Here is an 18,094-nt window from a genome sequence, read left to right on the forward strand (position 1 = left end):
GAGCCCCCATGACCGAATCCATCGAACGCGACGCCCGCCACAAGGCGCGCATGCAGCGCAAGAAGGCCCTGATCGACGAGAAGATCGCCCAGGCCCAGGACGAGTACGGCCTGTTGCTGGTGCACACCGGCAACGGCAAGGGCAAGAGCAGCTCGGCCTTCGGCATGGTCGCCCGCGCCCTCGGGCATGGCGTGAAGGTGGGTGTGGTGCAGTTCATCAAGGGCGGCATGTCCACCGGCGAGGAAGCCTTCTTCCGCCGCTTCCCCGACGAGGTCGCCTACCACGTGATGGGCGAGGGCTACACCTGGGACACCCAGGACCGCCAGCGCGACATCGACAAGGCGCAGCAGGCCTGGGCCGTTGCGGTGCAGCTGCTCAACGACCCGCAGGTGGGCCTGGTGGTGCTGGACGAGCTGAACATCGCCCTCAAGCACGGCTACCTGGACCTGGAGACCGTGCTCCGCGACATCGAATCGCGCCCCGAGCTGCAGCACGTGGTCGCCACCGGCCGTGGCGCGCCCCAGGGCCTGATCGACGCCGCCGACACCGTCACCGAGATGAGCCTGGTCAAGCATGCCTTCAAGTCCGGGGTGAAGGCGCAGAAAGGGGTGGAATTCTGAGCACCTCCACGCGCCATTGCCCGGCCCTGCTGATCGCCGCCCCGGCGTCCGGCCAGGGCAAGACCACCGTCACCGCCGCCCTGGCGCGCCTGCACACCCGCCAGGGCAAGCGCGTGCGGGTGTTCAAGTGCGGGCCGGATTTCCTCGACCCGATGATCCTCGCCCGTGCCTCCGGCGCACCGGTGTACCAGCTGGACCTGTGGATGATCGGCGAGGCGGAAAGCCGCCGCCTGCTCTGGGAGGCCGCTGCCGAGGCGGACCTGATCCTTATCGAAGGGGTGATGGGCCTGTTCGACGGCTCGCCCTCGGCTGCCGACCTGGCGCGCTGCTTCGGCGTGCCGGTGATGGCGGTGATCAACGGCGCCGCCATGGCCCAGACCTTCGGCGCCCTGGCCGTGGGCCTGGCCACCTATCAACCGGGCCTGCCGTTCTCCGGCGTGCTCGGCAACCGCGTCGGCAGCCAGCGCCACAGCGACCTGATCCGCGACAGCCTGCCGGACTGGATCCGCTGGTACGGCTCCCTGCCGCGCAGCGCCGATGTCGAGCTGCCCAGCCGCCACCTCGGGCTGGTACAGGCCGAGGAACTGGCCGACCTGGACGCGCGCCTGGACGCCGCCGCCGATGCCCTGGCCGCCAGCGCCTCGGTGGAGCTGCCTCCGGCGGTGGCCTTCGAGGCGCCGCCCGCCCATGAGCTGCAACCGCTGCTCGAAGGCGTGCGCATCGGCGTCGCCCGCGACACCTCCTTCGCCTTCACCTACCAGGCCAACCTCGACCTGCTGCGCGCCCTGGGTGCCGAGCTGCAGTTCTTCTCGCCGCTGACCGACGCCGCGCTGCCCGAGGTGGACAGCCTCTACCTGCCCGGCGGCTACCCCGAGCTGCACCTGGCGCCGCTGGCGGAGAACCGCGCCATGGCGGCGGCGATCCGTGCCCACTGCGACGCCGGCAAACCGACCCTCGCCGAGTGCGGCGGCATGCTTTATCTGCTGGACGCGCTGACCGACGCCGAAGGCGAGCGTGCCGAGCTGGTGGGCCTGCTGCCCGGCAGCGCGGTGATGCAGAAGCGCCTGGTGGCCCTGGCCCTGCAGGAAGTCGAGCTGCCCGGCGGCACGTTGCGTGGCCACACCTACCACCATTCGCGTCTCGACTCGTCGCTGCAGCCCCTGGCCCGCGGCACCTGCCCGAACGACAAGCCGGTGGCCGAGGCGGTGTTCCGCATCGGGCGCCTCACCGCGTCCTATATCCACTTCTACCTGCCTTCCAATCCCGCTGCGGCGGCGGAGCTCCTGCGCCCATGACCGACAACGCCTTCAGCCCCGAGGAACGCGCCGCCGTCTACCGCGCCATCGCCGAGCGTCGCGACATGCGCCACTTCAGCGGCGGCGAAGTGGCACCCGAGCTGCTCGCACGGTTGCTGGAGGCGGCGCACCAGGCGCCCAGCGTCGGCCTGATGCAGCCCTGGCGCTTCATCCGCGTCACCGAGCTGGCGCTGCGCGAGGACATCCACGGCCTGGTGGAGGCGGAGCGGGTGCGCACCGCCGAGGCCCTGGGCGAGCGCTCCGACGAATTCATGCGGCTCAAGGTCGAAGGCATCCGCGATTGCGCCGAGCTGCTGGTGGCCGCGCTGATGGACGGGCGCGAGGCCCATGTCTTCGGCCGACGCACCCTGCCGGAAATGGATATGGCGTCCCTGGCCTGCGCGATTCAGAATCTCTGGCTCGCCGCCCGTGCCGAAGGGCTGGGCCTGGGCTGGGTCTCGCTGTTCGACCCGCAGGCCCTGGCCGAACTGCTGGGCATGCCACCCGGCAGCAAGCCCCTGGCGGTGCTCTGCCTGGGCCCGGTGGAGGCCTTTTACCCGGCGCCGATGCTGGCGCTGGAGGGCTGGGCGCAGTCGCGCCCGTTGTCCGAATTACTGTTCGAGAACCAGTGGGGAAACAAGGAATGAGCCTGGGCATGCTGACATTGGCCGCCGTGGTGCTGGATGCCGTCTTTGGCGAGCCACGCCGTTGGCACCCGCTGGTGGCCTTCGGCAACTGGGCCAAGCGCCTCGAGCAACGCTTCAACCCCGGTGGCCGTGGCTGGCGCAGCCATGGCGTCAGCGCCTGGGTGATCGCCGTGCTGCCGCTGACCCTGGCCGCCTGGTGGCTGGCCGAGCTGCCCTGGGTCGGCACCCTGGTGGGCGTCATCGCCCTCTACGCCGCCATCGGCCTGCGCAGCCTCAATGAACACGCCGAGCCGGTGGCCCGTGCCCTCGAGGCCGATGACCTGGAGCAGGCACGCCAGCGGGTCGGCTACATGGTCAGCCGCGAAACCCGCGAGCTGGACGAAGGCGCCGTGGCCCGTGCCGCCACCGAGTCGGTGCTGGAGAACGGCAGCGACGCGGTGTTCGCCGCGCTGTTCTGGTTCGCCGTGGCCGGTGCCCCGGGCGTGGTGCTCTACCGCCTGAGCAACACCCTCGACGCCATGTGGGGCTACCGCAACGCGCGCTTCGAGCGCTTCGGCTGGGCTGCCGCGCGCATCGACGATGTCCTCAACTACATTCCCGCGCGCCTGGTGGCGCTGACCTATGCGCTGCTCGGCAAGACGGCCGCGGCGCTGCACTGCTGGCGCAAGCAGGCGCCGCTCTGGGACAGCCCCAACGCGGGGCCGGTGATGGCCGCCGGCGCCGGCGCGCTGGGCGTGCAACTGGGCGGCCCGGCCGTCTATCACGGCGAGCTGCATGAGCGCCCGCACCTGGGGCTAGGCGAGCCCGCGCGGGCTGAAGACATCGACCGCGGCATGGACCTGGTGCGCCAGGGCGTGATGCTCTGGGTGGGCGTGCTGATCATCGGAGGGTGGCTCTTTGCTTGAGCATGGAGGCAGGCTGCGCGCCGCCGCGCAGCGTTATCGCATCCCCGAGGCCGACTGGCTCGACCTCTCCACCGGCCTGGCGCCCTACGGCTGGACCCTGCCGGAGGTGCCCGGCACTGCCTGGGCCCGCCTGCCCGAGCAGGACGACGGCCTGGAAGAGGCCGCCCGCCGCTATTACAAGGCCCCGACCCTGTTGCCGGTGGCCGGCTCCCAGGCCGCCATCCAGGCACTGCCGCGCATCCGGCGCACCTCCCAGGTGGGCATCCTCTCGCCCTGTTACGCCGAGCACGCCGCCGCCTGGCGCCGGGTCGGCCATCGCCTGGAGGAGATCAGCGAGGCCGGTGCCCGTCGCGCCATCGACCGCCTCGACGTGCTGGTGGTGGTCAACCCCAACAACCCCACCGGCCAGCGCTACTCGCCGGAGCTGCTGCTGGACTGGCATTCGCGTCTGGCCGAGCGCGGCGGCTGGTTGGTGGTGGACGAAGCCTTCATGGATTGCACCCCGGACCAGAGCCTGGCGCGCATCAGCCACCTGCCGGGGCTCATCGTGCTGCGCTCCTTCGGCAAGTTCTTCGGCCTCGCCGGGTTGCGCCTGGGTTTCGTCTGCGCCGCCCAGGAGCTGCTCGACGAGATGGAGGAGCTGCTCGGCCCCTGGGCCGTGAGCGGCCCCGCGCGTTTCATCGCCAAGACCCTGTTGCAGGACGCCGACGGCCAGGCCCGGCAGCGTGAGCGCCTGCTGGTGGACGGCCAGCGCCTGGCGCGCCTGCTCACCGACAACGGCCTGCAGCCCACCGGTGGCTGCGCCCTGTTCCAGTGGGTGGCCATGCCCCATGCCGGGGTGATGCACGAATACCTCGCCGCCCACGGCATCCTCACCCGCCTGTTCCTCACGCCGTCGAGCCTGCGCTTCGGCCTGCCACCGGACGAAGCCGGCTGGCGGCGCCTGGACCAGGCCCTGAGCGGCTTCGCCCGGGAGCTCGCATGACCACGCTGATGGTGCAGGGCACCACCTCCGACGCCGGCAAGAGCACCCTGGTGACCGCGCTGTGCCGCTGGCTCAAGCGCCAGGGCGTGGCGGTGGTGCCGTTCAAGCCGCAGAACATGGCGCTGAACAGCGCGGTGACCGCCGACGGCGGCGAGATCGGCCGCGCCCAGGCGGTGCAGGCCCAGGCCTGCGGGCTGGCGCCGCACACCGACATGAACCCGGTGCTGCTCAAGCCCAATACCGACACCGGCGCCCAGGTGATCATCCACGGCCGCGCCATCACCTCGATGAACGCCGTCGCCTACCACGACTACAAGAAGGTCGCGATGCAGGCGGTGCTGGCCTCCCACCAGCGCCTCGAAGCCGGTTACCAGGTGGTGATGGTGGAAGGTGCGGGCTCGCCGGCGGAGATCAACCTGCGCGCCAACGACATCGCCAACATGGGCTTCGCCGAGGCGGTGGACTGCCCGGTGATCCTCATCGCCGATATCGACCGGGGCGGCGTCTTCGCCCACCTGGTGGGCACCCTGGCGCTGCTTTCGGAAAGCGAGCAGGCCCGGGTGAAAGGCTTCGTGATCAACCGCTTCCGTGGCGATATCGCCTTGCTGCAGCCGGGCCTCGACTGGCTGGAGCAACGCACCGGCAAACCCGTGCTCGGCGTGCTGCCGTACCTCACCGACTTCCACCTGGAGGCCGAGGACGCCATCGACCGCCGCCAGGACGCCAAGCCCCGCGAGGCGCTGAAGGTGGTGGTGCCGGTGCTGCCGCGCATCAGCAACCACACCGATTTCGACCCGTTGCGCCTGCACCCTCAGGTGCAGCTGACCCTGGTCGGCCCGGGCCAGGCGATACCGCCGGCTGACCTGATCGTGCTACCCGGCTCCAAGAGCGTACGCGCCGACCTGGCCTTCCTCCGCCAGCAGGGCTGGGATGTGGCGGTTGCCCGCCACCTGCGCTACGGCGGCAAGCTGCTGGGCATCTGCGGCGGGCTGCAGATGCTCGGTGAGCGCATCGACGACCCCCACGGCCTGGAAGGGCCTGCCGGCAGCAGCGCCGGCCTCGGCCTGCTGGCCTTCGACACGGTGCTGGAGCCGGAGAAGCAGCTGCGTAACGTGCGCGGCCACCTGGGCCTGGAGAGCGCGCCGGTGACCGGTTACGAGATCCACGCCGGGGTCAGCCGCGGCGCTGCCCTGGAGCAACCGGCGGTGCGGCTGGACGATGGCCGCGCCGACGGTGCCATGAGCGCCGACGGCCAGGTGCTCGGCACCTACCTGCACGGCCTGTTCGAAGGCGCCGAGGCCCGCGATGCGCTGCTGCGCTGGGCCGGCCTCGCCGAGGTGCAGGCGGTGGACTACCCGGCGCTGCGCGAGCGCGACATCGAGCGCCTGGCCGATCAGGTCGAGCGCCACCTGGATACCGACCTGCTGCGCCGCCTCTGCGGCCTGGAGCCCGCCCATGGCTGAACTCATCCTCGGCGGCGCCCGCTCGGGCAAGAGCCGCCTGGCCGAACGCCTCGCCACTGAGTCCGGCCTGGTCGTCACCTACATCGCCACCAGCCAGCCCCTGGACGGCGAGATGAGCCAGCGCGTGGCCAGCCACCGCGCCCGCCGCCCCGACCACTGGGGCCTGGTGGAAGAGCCCGTCGAACTGGCCCGGGTGCTGCGCGAGCATGCCGCCCCCGGCACCTGCCTGCTGGTGGATTGCCTGACCCTGTGGCTGACCAACCTGCTGATGCTGGAGGACGAGGCGCGCCTCGTCGCCGAGCGCGACGCCCTGCTGGCCTGCATCGGCGAGTTGCCGGGGCGGGTGCTGCTGGTGAGCAACGAAACCGGCCTCGGGGTCGTGCCCCTGGGCGAACTGACCCGCCGCTATGTCGATGAAGCCGGTTGGCTGCACCAGGCCCTGGCCGAGCACTGCACCCGCGTGACCTTCACCGTCGCCGGCCTGCCCATGCTGTTGAAGGGAGAGCCCCTATGAACACCCTCGCGTGGTGGTTGGCCGAGTGCCAGCCCCAGGACCATGTCGCCCGCACCAAGGCCCAGGCCCGCCAGGACCAACTGACCAAGCCGCGCGGCGCCCTGGGCCAACTGGAAGGCCTGGCCATCACCCTCGCGGCGATGCAGGGCAGCGACCGTCCCGAGGTGGCGCGGCCCTGGTTCGCCGTGTTCGCCGGCGACCATGGCGTGGTGGCAGAGGGCGTTTCCGCATACCCGCAGGCGGTGACCGGCGAGATGCTGCGTAACTTCGTGCGCGGCGGCGCAGCCATCAGCGTGCTGGCCCACAGCCTCGGCGCCACCCTGGAGCTGATCGACCTGGGCACCGCCGTGCCCCTGGAAAAACTGCCCGGCGTGCTGCACCTGGGCCTGGGTGCCGGCACCGCCAACTTCGCCCGCGAGCCGGCCATGAGCGATGCCCAGTGCCTGGCGGCCCTGGAGGCCGGCCGCGCCAGCGCCGAGCGCGCAGTGGAGTCGGGCGCGGACATCTACCTCGGCGGCGAGATGGGCATCGGCAACACCACGGCCGCCAGCGCTCTGGCTTGCGCACTGCTGGGCACCCCGGCGGCGCAGCTGGTGGGCCCCGGCACCGGGCTGGACGACAAGGGCGTGCAGCACAAGGCCGAGGTGATCGAACGCGCACTGGCGCTGCACAGGCCCCATTGCCACGGTCCGTTGGAGAGCCTGCGCCACCTCGGCGGTTTCGAGGTCGCTGCCCTGGCCGGCGCCTACCTCGGCTGCGCCCAGCGCGGCATCCCGGCGCTGGTGGATGGCTTCATTTGCAGCGTGGCCGCCCTGTGCGCGGTGCGCATGAACCCGGCCTGCCGCGACTGGCTGCTGTTCTCCCACCGCTCCGCCGAGCCGGGCCACCAGGCCGTGCTGGCCGAGCTGCAGGCGGAAACCCTGCTCGACCTCGGCCTGCGCCTGGGCGAGGGCAGCGGTGCCGCCATCGCCTTGCCGCTGCTGCGCCTGGCCTGCGACCTGCACAACGGCATGGCCACCTTCGCCGAAGCCGCGGTCTCGGATCGCCCGGCATGAGCCTGGTCATCGACCTGCTGCGCCATGGCGAGACCGAGCTGGGCGCCGGCTTCCGTGGCAGCCTGGACGACACCCTGACCGAAACCGGCTGGGCGCAGATGCGCGGCGCCGTGGAAGGGGCGGGCCCCTGGGACGCCATCGTCGCCTCGCCACTGCAACGCTGCGCGCGCTTCGCCGAAGAGCTGGCCGGGCGCCTGGACCTGCCGCTGAGCTTCGATGCCGACCTGCGCGAGCTGCACTTCGGCAGCTGGGAGGGCCACACCGCCGCCCAACTGATGGTCACCGACGAAGCCGGCCTGGGCCTGTTCTGGAACGACCCCTACAGCTTCACCCCGCCCGGGGGCGAAACGCTGCTGGACTTCGAGGCCCGCGTCCACGGAGCGGCTGCGCGGCTGCAGGAAGGCTTCGCCGGCCAGCGCCTGCTGGTGGTCAGCCACGGCGGGGTGATCCGTCTGCTGCTGGCCCGTGCGCGGGGCCTGCCCCGGGCCCAACTGATGCAGGTGGAGGTGCCCCACGCCACGCTGCACCGGATCGTTTTGCCATGATCCCGCTGCTGATCGCCCTGCAATTCCTCACCCGCCTGCCGGTGCGCCTGCCGGGCATGCCCGAGCCGGCGCAGGTGGGGCGCTCGCTGCTGTTCTACCCACTGGTGGGGTTGCTGCTCGGCCTGGCGCTGCTGGCGCTGGAGTGGCTGCTGGGCGACACCTCGGTGCTGCTCAAGGCCGCGCTGCTGCTCGCCGCCTGGGTGGCTTTGAGCGGCGGCCTGCACCTGGACGGGCTGGCCGATACGGCCGACGCCTGGGTGGGCGGCTACGGCGACCGCGAACGCACCCTGACCATCATGAAGGACCCGCGCAGCGGCCCCATCGCAGTGGTCGTATTGGTGCTGGTCCTGCTGCTGAAGTTTTCTGCCCTGGTCGCCCTGCTGGAGCAGGGCCCCATCGCCGCGCTGTTGCTGGCGCCCTGGCTGGCGCGTGGGCTGCTGCCGCTGCTGTTCATGACCACGCCTTACGTTCGTGCAGGTGGGCTGGGACAGGCCCTGGCCGAGCACCTGCCACGCCGGGAGCTGCCCTGGGTACTGGGCGCCCATGTGTTGCTCGGGCTGGTGTTCGGCTGGGTGGCGCTGGTGTCCCTGGCGGCCGCCCTGGCCGTATTCGCCTGGTGGCGCCGTGGCTTGCTGCAGCGGCTGGGCGGCACCACCGGCGACACGGCCGGGGCGCTGGTGGAGCTGGCCGAGGTGGCCGTGCTGGTGGTGCTGGCGCTGCTGGGGTAAGTGCCGGGGCGCAAGGCCCCGGCGCAGTCAGGGCTCAGAAGCGCAGCCTGTCGTACCAGTTCTCGTAGACCGCGGTCGGCGCCACTTCCACGCGGAAGCGGCTGGCGTTGTAACTCTCGCCCCAGAGGAACAGGTGGTCCTTCCAGGCGCCGTCGGGCCAGATCTTCAGATAGTAGTCGCGGCCGGGCAGCGGGCGCTGGCCGCTGTAGTCGATGAACGCCACCTGGTCGCCGTCCTTCAGGCATTGCCCCTGGTCGTTGTCGATCTGCACGCGCAGGTGCCGCGAGGGCTTTCCGGCCGCCGGGTAGTAGCCGTACTTGCCGGCGCCGTGTTCGTACCAGGTGAGGAAGTAGCCCGGGTAGGCGCGGGATTCCAGGGTCACGTAGTCGCCATTGCGCACGCAGAAGCTGGCGAAGTGATCCCAGTCATTGAGGCTGAAGCTGCTGGCGTCGTCGCGGCCGTTGCCGGTGACGGTGACCCAGTTGGTGGCCTTGTCCCCGGTGCGCAGGGCATTGCCGTTGTCGACACTGCGCAGCACCACGCGGGCGTAGCGGTTGTCGGTGGGCTTGAAGGCTTGCTGCGGCGTGCGCTGCGGGTCGGCGTAGGTGAAGGCGGCGACCGGGTAGTGGTCGGAGTAGTCCTGGTAGTGCCAGGTGTTGACGCCGTCGCTGGCGCTCCAGCGCGGGGAGGGCATGTCCAGCGCCTGGTTGTGCCAGTAGGACACCTGGCCGTGGCGGTTGGAAACCAGGATGTAGTCGAGGTATTCCGGCGGGTTGGTCGGCGCCTTGCCAGGGCCGTTGTCCTTGTAGGGGGACTGGTAGCCGGTCACGCCGTTGCGCCGGGTGTCCCAGGTGGCGGGGGCGCCGGCGTAGCTGTCGGGCGCGCGCAGGTCCAGCTGGGCCAGCACGCGCGGGTACTCGGCGCTGCCGCGCACGACGTTGAGGTCGCCACCGACGAACAGCACTTCGTTCGCCGGGATGTTCTGCCGGTCGATGAAGGCGCGCATTTCCCGGAACTGGCTTTCACGTACCGCTTGCCCACCATCGGGGCAGGCGGCGTCGGCGGCCTGGGTGTGGGTGGCGATGACGTGGAAGGGGCGCTCGCCGCGCAGCACCTTGACGTAGACGAAGCCCTTGTTGGCCAGCCCGTCGGCGCCACAGGCGTCGCGGTAGATGTATTGGGCCCGGCGCACGATGGGCCAGCGGCTGACGATGGCGATGCCACCGTCCTCGAGCTTGGCGGCGGGGTTGCCGGTGCTCTCGTCCCAGCCGCTGGTGGAGCGGCCCAATACCGGGGTCTGGTGCGGGTAGCGGTCCTTCAGGCCGTTCAGCAGGATGTCGGAGGCGGCGTTGTCGAACAGCTCGTTGAAGATCACCAGGTCGCGATCCTCCAGGTAGGCGGCGCGGGTCATCAGGCGCGCGCGCTCCTGGTTGTTCCAGCTGAACTTGAATGGCAGGGGCGTGAGGAAGAAGGCGTTGTGGGTCAGCAGGTTGTAGGCATCAGGCCTGGGGTCGGGCGCGGCCGGGGTTTGGGTGGCGGTGAGGAGGGCGAAAAGGGTGAGCATCGTCCAGGTGATGCGAGTGGTCATTGTCATCTGCATGTCCGAGATGAGTGGATGCTGAGGGCGGTGAGAGGCCACCACCCAATGGCGGACCCATTACTGCTCTGTCCATAATTTCCTTGTAGAAGACCTCAGCTGTTTTACAGCGGTGTGTCACGGCGGGCCTCCTGTGCGGGAGGCCCGTTCCAGCGGCTGAATCACTCGAAGAGGAAGTGCTCGCTCTGCAGGCCCATCACCGATTTCGTCGGCTTGAGCATCGCGCTGGCGTGGCCCTTGGCGCGGGGCAGTAGGCGGTCGAAGTAGAAGGCGCTGGTGGCCAGCTTGGCGCGGTAGAAGTCCTCCGACTCGGTGCCGCCATCACGCAGCAGGCGGCGCGCGGCGGCTTCCTGCAGGGCCCAGGAGTAGGCGAGGGCGGCGTAGCCGGAGTACATGAGGAAGTCGTGGCTGGCGGTGCCCACCAGGTCGCGGTCCTTGCGCGCGCGCAGGGCGATGCGCAGGGTCAGGACGTTCCACTGGCCGGCGATCTTCAGCAGGGTCAGGGCGCGGCCACGCATGGCCGGCTCGGTCTTCAGCAGGTCGAGGGCAAAGCGCGCCACCTGGCCGCTGAAGTCGCGCACCGCCTTGCCCTGGGTCATCAGCAGCACCTTGCGGCCGAGCAGGTCGAGGGCCTGGATGCCGGTGGTGCCCTCGTAGAGGGTGGCGATGCGCGCGTCGCGGACGATCTGCTCCATGCCGTGTTCGCGGATGTAGCCATGGCCGCCGAACACCTGCATGCCGAGGTTGGCGCTTTCCAGGCCCAGCTCGGTGAGGCAGCCCTTGAGGATGGGGGTGAGGAAGCCGAGCTTGTCGTCCCAGTGCTCGTACTTGGCGGTGTCGTTCTGCAGGATGCCCTCGATCATGCGGTCGGCGTACTGGGTGGCCAGGTAGACCAGCGCGCGGCCGCCCTCGGCCACGGCCTTCTGGGTCAGCAGCATGCGGCGCACGTCGCCATGGTGCATCAGCACGTCGGCCACTTCGCCCGGCTCCTTGGTGCCGGAGAGGGCGCGCATGGAGCGGCGTTCGCGGGCATAGGCCAGGGCGCCCTGGTAGGCCAGCTCGGCGGTGGCCACGCCCTGGATGGCGGTGCCGATACGTGCGCTGTTCATGAAGGTGAACATGCATTCCAGGCCCTTGTTCGGCGGGCCGATGAGGTAACCGGTGGCGCTGTCGAAGTTCATCACGCAGGTGCTGGAGGCCTTGATTCCCATCTTCTTCTCCAGCGCGCCGCAGCTCACGCCGTTGCGCGGGCCGAGGCCGCCGGCATCCCCCGGGAGGAACTTGGGCACGATGAACAGGGAGATGCCGCGGGTGCCCTTGGGCGCGTCGGGCAGGCGGGCGAGGACGATGTGGATGATGTTCTCGGTGAGGTCGTGCTCGCCGGAGGAGATGAAGATCTTGGTGCCGGTGAGGGCGTAGCTGCCGTCGGCATTGGCGTCGGCGCGGGTCTTCACCTGGCCCAGGTCGGTGCCGCACTGAGGTTCGGTGAGGCACATGGTGCCGGCCCAGCGGCCCTCGGTGAGGGGCGTCAGGTAGGTGTGTTTCTGCTCCTCGGTGCCGTGCTGCATCAGGGTGTTCATGGCACCGAGGGACAGGCCCGGGTACATGGAGAAGGGCCAGTTGGCGGTGCCGAGCATCTCCTGCTTGAGGGCGCCCAGGCTCATGGGCAGGCCCTGGCCGCCGTACTCGACCGGGTGAGAGAGCCCCTGCCAGCCGCCGGCGACGTAGGCGTCGTAGGCTTCCTTGTAGCCCTTGGGCGTGCGCACCTCGCCGTTCTCCAGGTGGCAGCCTTCTTCGTCGCCGCTGTGGTAGAGCGGGGCGATCACTTCCTCGCAGAGCCGGGCGCATTCGCCGAGGATGGCCTCGACCATGTCCGGCGTGGCTTCGTCGCCATTGGCCAGGGCGCGGTAGTGGGCGGGGAAGTCGAAGACCTCGTTGAGCAGGAAACGGGTATCGCGCAGGGGCGCCTTGTAGCTGGGCATCGGTGAACCTCGGAACGCAGGTGGCAGACGTGCCGATTTATACGGCGCCCGTGCCGGCGCGGCCTTGGCAGCGGTAACGGAGGCCTCTGGCAGTTCGGACAATGCCGGCCACCAGGCTGATTTCCATTGACGATGATTGGATGCGGGTATATACACGCATCCATGATCACCACCCAATGCCTGTGCACGCGGCTGCGCCGCGCCAGCCGCAACCTGACCCGCATCTACGACGACGCCCTGGAGCACGTCGGGATCAACGTCGCCCAGTATTCGCTGTTGAAGAACCTGCAGCGCCTCGACCAGCCGAGCATCACCGACCTGGCCGAGGCCCTGGGGCTGGACCGCAGCACCCTGGGCCGCAACCTGCGGGTGCTGGAGGGCAGGGGCCTGGTGCGGATGGGCGAGGGCGAGGACCAGCGCAACCGCCTGGTGGCCCTGACCGCCAGCGGCAAGGCCTGTGTCGAGCAGGCGCTGCAGGCCTGGGAAAGCGTGCAGGAGCGGATGGTCGAGCACATGGGTAACGAGCGGCGCGATGCGCTGATGTCGCTGCTGGGTGAGCTGGAAACCCTGGACTGATTTTTTCGCGATAACGCGGGTATATACCCGTAGAGGACCTTCTATGACTTCCGTATGGCGCACGAGTGGCTGGATCCTTCTGGGGGCGTCGCTGATCCTGGCCCTGTCCCTGGGCATCCGCCACGGCTTCGGCCTGTTCCTCGCCCCCATGAGTGCCGAGTTCGGCTGGGGGCGCGAGGTGTTCGCCTTCGCCATTGCCCTGCAGAACCTGATCTGGGGCCTGGCGCAGCCGGTGACCGGGGCCATCGCCGACCGCTTCGGGGCGATGAAGACGATGGTGATCGGCGGCGTGCTCTACGCCGTCGGCCTGGTGCTGATGGGGTATTCCCACTCGCCCCTGGGGCTGTCGCTGAGCGCGGGGCTGCTGATCGGCATCGGCCTGTCGGGCACCTCGTTCTCGGTGATCCTCGGCGTGGTCGGCCGCGCGGTGCCGATGGAGAAGCGCAGCATGGCCATGGGTATCGCCGCTGCCGCCGGCTCCTTCGGCCAGTTCGCCATGCTGCCCGGCACCCTCGGGCTGATCGGCTGGCTGGGTTGGTCGTCGGCGTTGCTGGCACTGGGGCTGCTGGTGGCGCTGATCGTTCCCCTGGCGGGAATGCTCAAGGACCGGCCGCTGCCGGTGGCCGCCCATGAGCAGACGCTGGGCGAGGCGCTGCGCGAGGCGTGCGGCCATTCCGGCTTCTGGCTGCTGGCGCTGGGCTTCTTCGTCTGCGGCTTCCAGGTGGTGTTCATCGGCGTGCACTTGCCGGCCTACCTGGTGGACCAGCACCTGCCGGCCCAGGTGGGCACCACGGTGCTGGCGCTGGTGGGGCTGTTCAACGTGTTCGGCACCTATATAGCCGGCTGGCTCGGCGGGCGCCTGTCCAAGCCGCGCCTGCTCACGGTGCTCTACCTGCTGCGCGCGGTGGTGATCGTCGCCTTCGTCTACTCGCCCCTGAGCATCTGGAGCGCCTACGCCTTCGGCATCGCCATGGGGCTGCTGTGGCTCTCCACCGTGCCTTTGACCAACGGCACCGTGGCCACCCTGTTCGGCGTGCGCAACCTGTCGATGCTCGGTGGTATCGTCTTCCTCTTCCACCAGCTCGGCGCCTTCCTCGGCGGCTGGCTGGGCGGCTACCTCTATGACCACACGGGCAGCTACGATATGGTCTGGCAGATTTCCATCCTCCTCAGCCTGATGGCGGCGGCGCTGAACTGGCCGGTGCGCGAGCGGCCTGTGGCGCGCCTGCAGGCACTGGCATGAGCCTGCGCCTGGGGCTGGCGCTCGGCGTGGGGGCGACCCTGCTGCTGGCGCTGGCCTGGTGGGGCTGGCAGCGCGGCGGCCTGGCGTTGCTGCAGCTGAACATGAGCCTGTGCTGATTGCCGCTTCAGCAGGGCGAGGGTAGCCTTCGAGCATTGCCCCTGCCGCGTGGAGCGCCCGATGAAACGCCTCTTCCTTCTCCCCCTGCTGGTCTCTGTCGCCGGCCCCGTCCTGGCGAGCGAGTGCGTGCCGTTGCTGCAGCACTCGATGCAGCAGCTGCGTTCCAAGGAAACCATCGACCTCTGCCAGCGCTTCGCCGGCAAGCCGCTGGTGGTGGTCAACACTGCCAGCCACTGCGGCTTCACCCCCCCAGTTCAAGGGCCTGGAGGCGCTCTACCAGCGCTACAAGGACCAGGGGCTGGAAGTGCTGGGCGTGCCCTCCGACGACTTCAAGCAGGAAGCCGACGACAACGCCGAGACCGCCAAGGTCTGCTACGTGAACTATGGCGTGACCTTCGCCATGACCCAGCCGCAGCACGTCACCGGGGACGAGGCGACGCCGCTCTACCGCGACCTCATCGCTCAGTCGGGGCAGAGCCCGCGCTGGAACTTCTACAAGTACGTGGTGGATCGCCAGGGCAAGGTGATCGCGCACTTCTCCAGCCTCACCAAGCCTGATGACGAGGACCTGGTGAAGGCGGTGGAGCAGGCCCTGGCCAGTACCCCCTGACCGCCTCGGCCCATGTGTTGCAAAAAGTTCCGTAGCGCGGGATAAATATTTCCGAATATTTCGGCTGGTTCCGTTTTCCCGGTCCGGCCCGTGATAACGTCTCGCGCCTGTCTTTTTGCCCATCCATGGAGTTACCCATGTCGATCAAGGAACTGATCCTGGCCGGCCTCATCGCCGCCGCCATTCCTTCCGCATTCGCCGCCAAACCCGAAGCCCCCGCCGAAGAACCCGTTGCCGCCACCCAGGCGGAAGAGGAGGGCGAGGCCACCATCGAGGAAGATGGCCAGACGATGTCCGAGGAAGAGTTCCTCGCCAGCCTGAACTTCCAGCAGGGCAAGGTGGTGATCGGCGACAACCTCGCCACCCTCGACGTCCCCGAGCAGTTCGTCTTCCTTGCCGGTGAAGACGCCGAGCGCGTGCTGACCGACGCCTGGGGCAACCCGCCGGATGAAGTCCTGCCGCTGGGCATGATCCTGCCCAAGGGCATCTCGCCGCTGGCCGACGAGTCCTGGGCGGTGACGGTGGAGTACGAAGAGAACGGCTACGTCTCCGACGAAGACGCTGCCGATATCGACTACGGCGACATGCTCAAGGACATGAAGGAAGAGGCCAAGGCCGACAACAAGTGGCGCGCCGAGAACGGCTACGAGCCGGTGCAACTGATCGGTTGGGCCGCCCAGCCGCGCTACGACGCCGAAGGCCGCAAGCTGCACTGGGCCAAGGAGCTGAAGTTCGGTGATGCCGAGACCCACACCCTGAACTACAACATCCGCGTGCTGGGCCGTAAGGGCGTGCTGGTGCTGAACTTCATCGCCAACATGGACCAGCTGCCGACCATCGAGCAGAACCTGCCGGCGGTGCTGGCCATGACCGAGTTCAACCCGGGCAACCGCTACGCCGATTTCAACCCCGAGCTGGACAAGGTCGCGGCCTACGGCCTGGGCGCCCTGATCGCCGGCAAGGTCGCCGCCAAGGCCGGCCTGTTCGCCATCCTGCTGGTGTTCCTGAAGAAGTTCTTCTTCGTGCCCCTGGCCATTGGCGCCTGGATCATCAACCGCATCCGCGGCAAGAAGAAGGAAGCGCCCGCCGAGGCCCAGCCGCAACCCGCCCCCGAGCCGCAGCCGGTGGTGGTGAGCGAGCCGGCCCGGACGGTGATGGACATGAACAAGGACGACAAGCCCAAGATCGTCGAGTGAATCAAGCTGAGTGAATGACAAAGCCCGGACCTGTCCGGGCTTTTTATTTGTTCCCGGCTGATCTGTTGTGATGTTGTGGTGCCAGCAGGTGAGGGGCTTGGTTCACGGAAGAGCTACAGGTCACCTCCCGGATTGTGCTATTTTGCGTTCCTTCCGCTCACCGGGTGGGTATAGGCGGTAGCCGCAAACCTGTTTCGGCCTTCTATTGAAAGCACATGTTGACGAAATGATTGAAGCAACATGATCCCTGATTAGTTATGTGTGCTCTTGAAGTGACCTGCTGATAAATTTTTAGAACTTAGATGTTTCGGATTGTCATGGAAGAAGTTATATGAATGCTCCGCTGATTCGGCCGTATAGAAGTCCTGATGAAATAGAGTTCCTCGCTTTATTGAAAGGGCTGTGGAAGCAGCGCAATTTAATTGTTGTTATTGCTTTCATCTCGGTGGCGTTGGCAGCAATTTATGCGCTTGTGGCTACGCCTCAATACAAGGTTCAAAGCGTGCTCAGGCCGGCATCGCTCAAGGACCTGGACCAGCTCAACGAGTCCGGCGTTTATTCCTTGACGCCCGAGGAGTCTTTGGGGCGTGTAATAGGTTCGCTGGGATCTTATAGCTTACGCCTGGCGTTTCTCGAGGCTAATCCTGAGCTCGTACAGAGTATTCGTAAAGCAGACGAGCCCCTGGGGCAACTGCTGGATCGACTCAACCATGAAGGTTTTTCCTTGGTGGCTTCTGAAGCCAGGAAGCCAGGTGAGCCTGTCACCTATCAAGGGATCAGCTTCACCTACCCGGAAGGTGTCGACGGCGTTGCTATTACTAATGGTTTGGTTTCGGCAGCTGTTGATCAAGAGCGGAAGAGACTGCAGGAGGACATGGAGGTTCTTGTAAATAACCGTCTCTCAATGCTGCAGGCAAAAGTCAGTACGGAGAAGGCGCGCTATGATGCCGGCAAGTCAGCTCGGATCGCAGAGTTGCTCGAAGGCGATCAGTTGGCCAAGGCGAGCTTTCAAGATGAACTCAAAGCGTTGCGACAACAACTGTTGGCCGCACGACAAAACCGTATTAAGACACTGGACGAGGCGATTCTGATTGCTGAGAAGCTGGGCATTGTCAAACCGACGACGCCTTCGGTTATGGCGGAAAGTGGAAAGGCTGGGCAAGGGAATTTTATTCGCACAGAAGTTAATAATAAGGAAACTCCCCTCTATTTCATGGGTACGGACGCATTAATGGCTGAGCGCGCCGCTCTTCGTTCTCGTGTTTCTGATGATTTTGTAGAGCCTCGTGTGGCAGAGTTGCAAGCAAAATTGAGCCTTCTGGAGCACAACCGACAGGTTGAGGTGCTCAAGAAGCGAGGTGACGAGGAAGTTTATTTCAAGGACATTGTGAAGCTCAGTGGCGAGCGCGCGAAGTTGGAGTCCTTGAAGGTGGAGTTTGCGCTTCTCGATTTCTCTAAACTGCGTCTGGTCCATATCGACCAATTGGCTTCGCCTCCCCAGGAGCCCGTGAAGCCTCAGAGGTTTTTGATCCTCCTGGGTGGGTTGGTGCTCGGGCTGATACTAGGGGCGGGGGTTGCAACTGTTCGCGTCATGATTTTGCATGCCAGCACCTCCATTCGCCAGGAAGTGACTGCATAACAGCTTGAGTCTATTGGTTGCAGAAAAGGCCGATCAGTTTTGCTGATCGGCCTTTTTGTTGATGTTGCCCTGCCCTGAATAAGGTCTGTACTCCGGATCTTGTTTTTCAGAAGGCGCTCATGGCTCAACGCGTGAGAAGAGGTCAGCGCGATTATTCGTTGGCTTTGAATCGTCTGTGGCAGACCAGATGGAAACAGGCGCGTCAGGTGATAGGCAAGCCCAGGCCCGGTGTGGCATCCGGGTGGGTCGACTGTATTGGTGGGGTTGCAGAAGTACGGTCGGTGAGACTGGGGCGAGGTGCCTCCATTCGCTAAACACTCGATCAGTGCACCGGGCGCTTCGAGAGCGAAACAGGTGTAGACCTATTTCAGTGCTAG

At 67.5% G+C, this 18,094-nt stretch carries 16 protein-coding genes and 1 pseudogene; 15 read left to right on the top strand and 2 right to left on the bottom strand.

The features are described 5' to 3' along the window. The first annotated feature begins 8 nt into the window (after nucleotides 1–8). From cobO to OEJ36_RS05950, 10 genes are read left to right on the top strand one after another with little or no spacing between them, the layout of a single operon-like run. The gene (gene cobO, locus OEJ36_RS05905) at nucleotides 9–620 is read left to right on the top strand and encodes a cob(I)yrinic acid a,c-diamide adenosyltransferase (RefSeq protein ID WP_263400737.1); all 612 of its coding nucleotides are present in this window, start codon (nucleotides 9–11) and stop codon (nucleotides 618–620) included. After that, nucleotides 617–1,915, top strand: a complete 1,299-nt coding sequence (locus tag OEJ36_RS05910; protein WP_263400870.1) for a cobyrinate a,c-diamide synthase — start codon at nucleotides 617–619, stop codon at nucleotides 1,913–1,915. The genes cobO and OEJ36_RS05910 overlap by 4 nt, the downstream gene beginning before the upstream one ends. Further along, nucleotides 1,912–2,562, top strand: coding sequence for a 5,6-dimethylbenzimidazole synthase (gene bluB / locus OEJ36_RS05915; protein WP_263400738.1), 651 nt, complete (start codon nucleotides 1,912–1,914; stop codon nucleotides 2,560–2,562). Before OEJ36_RS05910 ends, bluB begins: the two co-directional genes overlap by 4 nt. Beyond that, nucleotides 2,559–3,467 carry an adenosylcobinamide-phosphate synthase CbiB gene (cbiB, locus tag OEJ36_RS05920; protein WP_263400739.1) on the top strand — a complete coding sequence of 303 codons (909 nt, stop codon included), beginning with the start codon at nucleotides 2,559–2,561 and terminating at the stop codon, nucleotides 3,465–3,467. The genes bluB and cbiB overlap by 4 nt, the downstream gene beginning before the upstream one ends. Beyond that, nucleotides 3,460–4,452, top strand: coding sequence for a threonine-phosphate decarboxylase CobD (gene cobD / locus OEJ36_RS05925; protein ID WP_263400740.1), 993 nt, complete (start codon nucleotides 3,460–3,462; stop codon nucleotides 4,450–4,452). Before cbiB ends, cobD begins: the two co-directional genes overlap by 8 nt. Next, nucleotides 4,449–5,915: a cobyric acid synthase gene (locus OEJ36_RS05930; RefSeq protein ID WP_263400741.1), complete on the top strand. Its 1,467-nt coding sequence runs from the start codon at nucleotides 4,449–4,451 to the stop codon at nucleotides 5,913–5,915. Before cobD ends, OEJ36_RS05930 begins: the two co-directional genes overlap by 4 nt. Next, entirely contained in the window at nucleotides 5,908–6,429 is a 522-nt protein-coding gene (cobU, locus tag OEJ36_RS05935; RefSeq protein ID WP_263400742.1) for a bifunctional adenosylcobinamide kinase/adenosylcobinamide-phosphate guanylyltransferase, read from the top strand. Before OEJ36_RS05930 ends, cobU begins: the two co-directional genes overlap by 8 nt. Further along, nucleotides 6,426–7,484, top strand: coding sequence for a nicotinate-nucleotide--dimethylbenzimidazole phosphoribosyltransferase (gene cobT / locus OEJ36_RS05940; RefSeq protein WP_263400743.1), 1,059 nt, complete (start codon nucleotides 6,426–6,428; stop codon nucleotides 7,482–7,484). Before cobU ends, cobT begins: the two co-directional genes overlap by 4 nt. Then, nucleotides 7,481–8,029 carry an alpha-ribazole phosphatase family protein gene (cobC, locus tag OEJ36_RS05945; protein ID WP_263400744.1) on the top strand — a complete coding sequence of 183 codons (549 nt, stop codon included), beginning with the start codon at nucleotides 7,481–7,483 and terminating at the stop codon, nucleotides 8,027–8,029. The genes cobT and cobC overlap by 4 nt, the downstream gene beginning before the upstream one ends. Further along, a complete protein-coding gene (locus OEJ36_RS05950; RefSeq protein ID WP_263400745.1) occupies nucleotides 8,026–8,757 on the top strand; it encodes an adenosylcobinamide-GDP ribazoletransferase in 732 nt (243 codons plus the stop codon). Before cobC ends, OEJ36_RS05950 begins: the two co-directional genes overlap by 4 nt. Before the next feature lie 34 nt (nucleotides 8,758–8,791). On the opposite strand, the gene sph is transcribed toward OEJ36_RS05950, so the two are convergent. Together sph and OEJ36_RS05960 are read right to left on the bottom strand one after the other, a co-directional pair. Next, the gene (gene sph / locus OEJ36_RS05955; RefSeq protein ID WP_263400746.1) at nucleotides 8,792–10,345 is read right to left on the bottom strand and encodes a sphingomyelin phosphodiesterase; all 1,554 of its coding nucleotides are present in this window, start codon (nucleotides 10,343–10,345) and stop codon (nucleotides 8,792–8,794) included. Nucleotides 10,346–10,515: 170 nt separating this feature from the next. Beyond that, the gene (locus tag OEJ36_RS05960; RefSeq protein WP_263400747.1) at nucleotides 10,516–12,336 is read right to left on the bottom strand and encodes an acyl-CoA dehydrogenase C-terminal domain-containing protein; all 1,821 of its coding nucleotides are present in this window, start codon (nucleotides 12,334–12,336) and stop codon (nucleotides 10,516–10,518) included. Nucleotides 12,337–12,498: 162 nt separating this feature from the next. Here OEJ36_RS05960 and OEJ36_RS05965 point away from each other — a divergent pair, with 162 nt between their 5' ends. The 5 genes and pseudogenes from OEJ36_RS05965 (at nucleotide 12,499) to OEJ36_RS05985 (ending at nucleotide 17,717) form a co-directional block, all read left to right on the top strand. After that, complete coding sequence (locus OEJ36_RS05965; protein WP_263400748.1) at nucleotides 12,499–12,912, top strand: MarR family winged helix-turn-helix transcriptional regulator; 414 nt, start codon at nucleotides 12,499–12,501, stop codon at nucleotides 12,910–12,912. Between the two features lie 43 nt (nucleotides 12,913–12,955). Then, a complete protein-coding gene (locus OEJ36_RS05970) occupies nucleotides 12,956–14,155 on the top strand; it encodes an MFS transporter (RefSeq protein ID WP_263400749.1) in 1,200 nt (399 codons plus the stop codon). 177 nt (nucleotides 14,156–14,332) lie between these two features. After that, nucleotides 14,333–14,882 (top strand): annotated as a pseudogene (locus OEJ36_RS05975) (glutathione peroxidase). 137 nt (nucleotides 14,883–15,019) lie between these two features. Then, nucleotides 15,020–16,078, top strand: coding sequence for a DUF2167 domain-containing protein (locus OEJ36_RS05980; protein WP_263400750.1), 1,059 nt, complete (start codon nucleotides 15,020–15,022; stop codon nucleotides 16,076–16,078). 331 nt (nucleotides 16,079–16,409) lie between these two features. Further along, nucleotides 16,410–17,717: a Wzz/FepE/Etk N-terminal domain-containing protein gene (locus OEJ36_RS05985; protein ID WP_263400751.1), complete on the top strand. Its 1,308-nt coding sequence runs from the start codon at nucleotides 16,410–16,412 to the stop codon at nucleotides 17,715–17,717. The last annotated feature ends 377 nt before the right edge of the window (nucleotides 17,718–18,094 follow it).

The organism is Pseudomonas sp. PDM13 (assembly GCF_025685765.1).
GTDB classification, from domain to species: Bacteria; Pseudomonadota; Gammaproteobacteria; order Pseudomonadales; family Pseudomonadaceae; genus Metapseudomonas; species Metapseudomonas solani.

Excerpts from the sequence above, each read along its gene's own strand:
- cobC (WP_263400744.1), top strand. The coding sequence starts at position 7,481 with ATGAGCCTGGTCATCGACCTGCTGCGCCATGGCGAGACCGAGCTGGGC.
- OEJ36_RS05980 (WP_263400750.1), top strand. The coding sequence starts at position 15,020 with ATGTCGATCAAGGAACTGATCCTGGCCGGCCTCATCGCCGCCGCCATT.
- cbiB (WP_263400739.1), top strand. The coding sequence starts at position 2,559 with ATGAGCCTGGGCATGCTGACATTGGCCGCCGTGGTGCTGGATGCCGTC.
- OEJ36_RS05965 (WP_263400748.1), top strand. The coding sequence starts at position 12,499 with ATGATCACCACCCAATGCCTGTGCACGCGGCTGCGCCGCGCCAGCCGC.
- cobT (WP_263400743.1), top strand. The coding sequence starts at position 6,426 with ATGAACACCCTCGCGTGGTGGTTGGCCGAGTGCCAGCCCCAGGACCAT.
- OEJ36_RS05960 (WP_263400747.1), bottom strand. The coding sequence starts at position 12,336 with ATGCCCAGCTACAAGGCGCCCCTGCGCGATACCCGTTTCCTGCTCAAC.
- OEJ36_RS05985 (WP_263400751.1), top strand. The coding sequence starts at position 16,410 with ATGAATGCTCCGCTGATTCGGCCGTATAGAAGTCCTGATGAAATAGAG.
- sph (WP_263400746.1), bottom strand. The coding sequence starts at position 10,345 with ATGACCACTCGCATCACCTGGACGATGCTCACCCTTTTCGCCCTCCTC.
- OEJ36_RS05930 (WP_263400741.1), top strand. The coding sequence starts at position 4,449 with ATGACCACGCTGATGGTGCAGGGCACCACCTCCGACGCCGGCAAGAGC.
- OEJ36_RS05950 (WP_263400745.1), top strand. The coding sequence starts at position 8,026 with ATGATCCCGCTGCTGATCGCCCTGCAATTCCTCACCCGCCTGCCGGTG.
- bluB (WP_263400738.1), top strand. The coding sequence starts at position 1,912 with ATGACCGACAACGCCTTCAGCCCCGAGGAACGCGCCGCCGTCTACCGC.
- cobO (WP_263400737.1), top strand. The coding sequence starts at position 9 with ATGACCGAATCCATCGAACGCGACGCCCGCCACAAGGCGCGCATGCAG.
- OEJ36_RS05970 (WP_263400749.1), top strand. The coding sequence starts at position 12,956 with ATGACTTCCGTATGGCGCACGAGTGGCTGGATCCTTCTGGGGGCGTCG.
- cobU (WP_263400742.1), top strand. The coding sequence starts at position 5,908 with ATGGCTGAACTCATCCTCGGCGGCGCCCGCTCGGGCAAGAGCCGCCTG.